5 protein-coding genes and 1 pseudogene are annotated in these 4984 nt (G+C 57.0%); 4 read left to right on the forward strand and 2 right to left on the reverse strand.

Features of this window, described 5'->3' with window-relative positions:
• Together fmt and truA are read left to right on the forward strand one after the other, a co-directional pair.
• On the forward strand, window positions 1-904 hold a 904-nt coding region (fmt, locus tag ACIQ2T_RS11900; protein ID WP_397591004.1), incomplete at its 5' end, for a methionyl-tRNA formyltransferase.
• On the forward strand, window positions 901-1641 hold the full coding sequence (truA, locus tag ACIQ2T_RS11905; RefSeq protein WP_397591005.1) for a tRNA pseudouridine(38-40) synthase TruA: 741 nt from the start codon (window positions 901-903) through the stop codon (window positions 1639-1641). The genes fmt and truA, both read left to right, overlap by 4 nt.
• A gap of 29 nt (window positions 1642-1670) precedes the next feature.
• Here truA and ACIQ2T_RS11910 read toward each other — a convergent pair.
• A pseudogene (locus tag ACIQ2T_RS11910) lies at window positions 1671-2213 on the reverse strand (methylated-DNA--[protein]-cysteine S-methyltransferase); the annotation flags it as partial.
• Between the two features lie 5 nt (window positions 2214-2218).
• Window positions 2219-2896 carry a dienelactone hydrolase family protein gene (locus ACIQ2T_RS11915; RefSeq protein WP_397591006.1) on the reverse strand — a complete coding sequence of 226 codons (678 nt, stop codon included), beginning with the start codon at window positions 2894-2896 and terminating at the stop codon, window positions 2219-2221.
• A gap of 267 nt (window positions 2897-3163) precedes the next feature.
• On the opposite strand from ACIQ2T_RS11915, the gene ACIQ2T_RS11920 reads away from it, so the two are divergent.
• Both ACIQ2T_RS11920 and atpA read left to right on the forward strand, forming a co-directional pair.
• Entirely contained in the window at window positions 3164-3730 is a 567-nt protein-coding gene (locus tag ACIQ2T_RS11920; protein ID WP_300033603.1) for a F0F1 ATP synthase subunit delta, read from the forward strand.
• 35 nt (window positions 3731-3765) lie between these two features.
• Window positions 3766-4984, forward strand: a 1219-nt coding sequence (atpA, locus tag ACIQ2T_RS11925) for a F0F1 ATP synthase subunit alpha (protein WP_397591007.1), incomplete at its 3' end; no start/stop codon positions are given.

Genomic DNA, 4984 nt, shown 5'->3' on the forward strand with positions numbered 1-4984 from the left:
GCGTCTTGCCTTCATGGGAACTCCGGAATTTGCCGTGCCGACGCTCGATGCATTGGTGGCGGCCGGGCATGATGTGGTCGCGGTATACACGCAGCCGCCCCGTCCCGCCAATCGCGGCAAGAAGCTTACGCCGTCGGCCGTTCAGCAACGTGCAGAAGAACTTGGCCTCGTTGTACGATCGCCTCTGTCGCTGCGTCAGGAGGACGCACAGGCGGAATTTGCAGCGCTGGACCTCGATGTAGCAATTGTGGCTGCTTATGGCCTCATACTGCCCCCAGCAGTCCTCGAAGCCCCAAAACATGGTTGCCTCAATGTCCATGGCTCGCTGCTACCGCGCTGGCGCGGTGCCGCGCCGGTGCAGCGTGCCATATTGGCTGGGGATGCCACCAGTGGCGTCATGGTTCTGCAGATGGAGGTTGGACTTGATACCGGCCCCGTCCGCGCGACGACCGAAGTTGAAATCGCGCAGAAGACAACTGGCATGCTCACTATGGAACTGGCGGAGCTTGGCGCGGAGTTGATGGTTCGGGTATTGGCGGATCTCGATGCATTTCCATGCGTGAATCAGCCTGAAGCAGGCATCACTTATGCCGCCAAGATCGACAAGGCTGAAACAAAGCTGGATTTCAACCTGCCCGCCGAGGCGGTCGAACGGCAAGTCCGCGCCTTTAATCCCGCGCCGGGCGCTTGGTTCGCGTTTGAAGGCGAACGTTACCGCGTGCTGTCCGCCGAAATCATTGCAGCCAATGGCGCAGCAGGCGCAGTTATCGATGACGCGCTGACAATCGCTTGCAAAGCCAACGCCATTCGCCCCAGCATGATCCAACGCGCAGGTAAACCTGCAATGCCAACCGCCGACCTGCTGCGCGGCAAGGCGATTGCGGCTGGCACACGCCTGTCATGACCCGTTTTGCGCTCACCATCGAATTTGACGGCGGCCCATATATGGGCTGGCAATGGCAGGACCACGGCCCATCCGTCCAAGGCACCATCGAAGAGGCCATATTTAAGACAACGGGCGAAAAGACCCTCGTGTACAGCGCTGGCCGAACCGATGCGGGTGTCCATGCGCTTGGCATGCGCGCGCATGTTGATGTGGCAAAGGGCCTTTCAGCCTTTCGCTTGATGGAAGCCATCAATGCCCATTTGCGCCCGCACCCGATAGCGATTTTGGCGTGCGAAGAAGTCGCCGGTGACTGGCATGCACGCTATAGCTGCATTGGCCGGGCCTATGCCTATCGTATCCTTAATCGGCGCGCCTCATTAACGCTTGAAAAGGGCCGTGTCTGGAGGGTCGGACCGGAGCTAGATGCCGATGCGATGGATGACGCCGCGCAGATACTTGTCGGCCTGCATGATTTCACTACCTTTCGCTCCACCGCGTGTCAGGCCGCCAGCCCCGTCAAAACACTCGACCGGCTGACCGTGCGGCGTGAGGGCCAGCATGTGATTATTGAGGCAGCGGCCTTGTCCTTCCTGCATCATCAAGTGCGGTCCATGGTCGGCTGCCTTGTCGCTGTTGGATTGGGTCGTTGGAACGCAGCCGACTTGAGAGCGGCACTAGATGCCGCCGACAGATCTGCATTGGCGGAAAATGCGCCTCCCGAAGGCCTTTACTTCGTGCGCGCGACCTACCCTTAAGCGGATCACATTTCGCGACACCTATTTGCTTAAGTTGAAAACAGACCGCCCTGCTCGCTTTCCCACGCCAACAGACGGCGCTTGCGTTCTAGCCCATACGCATAGCCGCCAAGGCCGCCATCTGACCGGATCACCCGGTGGCAGGGAATAAGCACCGATACAGGGTTGGCACCATTGGCCGAACCCGCCGCGCGCACCGCATCGGGCTTTCCAACCGCCGCAGCGATTTGGGCATAATTGCGCGTTTCGCCAGCAGGTATTTCAAGCAACGCCTTCCACACCGCCATTTGGAAAACAGTGCCGCCGACATCAAGGGGCAGCTTGGGCATCTGCCTTGGGTTTTGAACGGCATAGACGGCACCGTCGATCAGGGATGAAAGCGAACCGCCTTTACTCAGCAGGGTCGCGTTCGGAAAGCGGCGCTTTAGCGTGCTTTCATTTTCGTCAAACGACAGGCGGCAAATGCCCTTATCGGTCGCCGCAAGCAGCATTGGGCCAAGCGCGCTTTCGACCACAGCCCAATCTATGGTCACACCAGCCCCGCCGTTAATCCATGCGCTTGGTGTCATGCCCCCCGTTATCCGCCACAGGCGTGAAAAAGCGCAAGCGTGCGTTCCCGCGCCAGATCGGCGCTGGGTTCGTGATAATCCTTGCGCCGGTCAGAATTAAACCCGTGATTGGCATCATAAACGAATATTTGCGCGGTTGGGTGCGCCTTTTCGATCAATGCCTCAACGCCTTCCATAGGGATGCCAGCGTCATATCGGCCGAAATGCGCGATAGTGGCGCATTTGGGGACTTGATCGGCATATACTGTCGGAACCAAGCCACCATAATAACAGCTTGCGGCAGTGAGATCATCGCTGATGCCAGCCAATGCCCAAGCAACCGACCCGCCATAGCAATAGCCAGTGATGAATACCGGCCCTTTATCCTTTAGCGCATCCACACATGTTTGTGCATCATCGAGCGATTGCGCAAACGGGTGAAGATCACGGGCCAGTTCAACGGCGCGGTTGTAATCGGGGCCGGTATAATCCGCCTCAAACCCGGGATGCTCTCGGTCGAAGATAGCGGGCGAAAGGACGTCATAACCATCCGCTGCATATTCATCACACAATTCGCGAATATGGTCGGTTACGCCAAAGATTTCTTGCACGAGAACAAGGCCGCCGCGGCGTTCACCCACTGCTTCGGCCTGGTAAACCGCTATGTCCGCATCATCCGACATTTTCATGCGAATCATTTTACCCATACATATCCTCCTCAATTTCATCCATCCTGAACGTCATTCCGATTGTTTGGCAATGGCCGTCATCACGCAATGACAATAAGGCTTTAGGTACTCCGCGGCAAACGACAGGCCCAATTACAGGCATCGATATGCAGTTTGCCCAAGAACATAAATCGCTATCTTGCATCGCAGCAAAACCCCTGCTAGGCGCGGCCCGACGCCAAAGAAGGGGCAACCCTTCGGTTCGGTCGGCAAGTTTTTAAGTCTCATATTCTAGGAAATACACGCGTGGATAATTCCGGCGGCACAAGCGCTAATATACAAGCCAGTTTGGCTGGCCGTTACGCAACGGCATTGTTTGAGCTTGCGCGTGATGCAAAGGCTATCGATGCCGTTGAAAAAAGCATGGGCGCCATCGCGCAGGCAGTCAGCGAATCGGCCGACCTTAAGGCACTTACTTCCAACCCAGTGCTCAGCCGCACGGATGCGAAAAAGGCCATAGCCGCCGTCGCCAAGGCGATGAAGTTGGATGCCCTGACCGCAAAGACATTGGGCGTGCTGGCGGACAACCGCCGCTTGAGCGAAACGTCCTCGGTCGCCCGCGCCTTTTCGACGCTCGCCGCGGCCCATCGTGGCGAAGTGACCGCTGAAGTGACTTCGGCGCACGCTTTAAGCGCCGCGCAGACCAAAGCATTGTTGGCAACGCTGAAAACACGCGTTGGCAGCAATGTTGCAATACAAACTAAAGTTGATCCGTCCTTGCTGGGCGGCCTGACTGTCCGCATCGGCAGCCAGATGATCGACAACTCAATTAAAACCCGTTTGAACACTCTCGCAAACCAGATGAAAGGCTGACGGCAGTTGCCGTCGGTGAAAGGCTAAGTAGCAACATGGATATCCGCGCCGCAGAAATTTCCAAGGTCATCAAGGACCAGATCGCCAATTTCGGCACCGAAGCTCAGGTTTCGGAAGTCGGCAGCGTTCTGTCTGTTGGTGACGGTATCGCCCGTATTCACGGCCTCGACAATGTTCAGGCTGGTGAAATGGTCGAGTTTTCCAACGGTATTCAGGGCATGGCGCTGAACCTCGAAGCGGACAATGTTGGTGTTGTTATCTTCGGTTCCGACAGCGAAATCCGTGAAGGTGACGTTGTTAAGCGTACCGGGACGATTGTGGACGTTCCTGTCGGCAAAGAGCTGCTTGGCCGCGTTGTTGACGGCCTTGGCAACCCAATCGATGGCAAGGGCCCATTGAAGACAACACAGCGCAGCCGCGTTGAAGTAAAAGCACCGGGCATCATCCCGCGCCAATCGGTTTCGGAGCCTGTGCAAACTGGCCTCAAGGCGCTTGACGCTCTCGTCCCTGTTGGCCGTGGCCAGCGCGAATTGATCATTGGTGACCGTCAGACCGGTAAGACTGCTGTCGCCATCGACACCTTCATCAACCAGAAGGAAGTCAATAAGGGCACAGACGAATCGAAGAAGCTTTATTGCATCTACGTTGCTGTCGGTCAGAAGCGTTCAACCGTTGCGCAGATCGTCCGCGCATTGGAAGAGCAAGGCGCGATGGAATATTCGATCGTCGTTGCGGCTACCGCTTCAGAGCCTGCACCGCTTCAGTATCTTGCGCCTTACACCGGCGTTGCGATGGGCGAATTCTTCCGTGACAATGGTATGCACGCCGTCATCGTATATGACGATCTGTCGAAGCAGGCTGTGGCCTATCGCCAGATGTCCTTGCTGCTGCGCCGTCCTCCGGGCCGTGAAGCCTATCCAGGTGACGTTTTCTATCTGCACAGCCGTTTGCTTGAGCGCGCCGCAAAGATGTCGGACGCCAATGGCGGTGGTTCGTTGACGGCATTGCCAATCATTGAAACACAGGCTGGCGACGTTTCGGCCTATATTCCAACCAATGTGATTTCGATCACCGATGGCCAAATCTTCCTTGAAACAGACCTGTTCTTCCAGGGTATCCGCCCTGCGATTAACGTGGGTCTGTCGGTGAGCCGCGTTGGCTCGGCTGCGCAGACTAAGGCGATGAAGAAGGTTTCGGGCTCGATTAAGCTTGAGCTTGCGCAATATCGCGAAATGGCGGCCTTCGCGCAGTTCG

Origin of the sequence: Sphingorhabdus sp., from assembly GCF_044357595.1 — a bacterium.
In the GTDB taxonomy this organism is placed as follows: domain Bacteria; phylum Pseudomonadota; class Alphaproteobacteria; order Sphingomonadales; family Sphingomonadaceae; genus Sphingorhabdus_B.

Excerpts from the sequence above, each read along its gene's own strand:
- ACIQ2T_RS11915 (WP_397591006.1), bottom strand. The coding sequence starts at position 2,896 with ATGGGTAAAATGATTCGCATGAAAATGTCGGATGATGCGGACATAGCG.
- truA (WP_397591005.1), top strand. The coding sequence starts at position 901 with ATGACCCGTTTTGCGCTCACCATCGAATTTGACGGCGGCCCATATATG.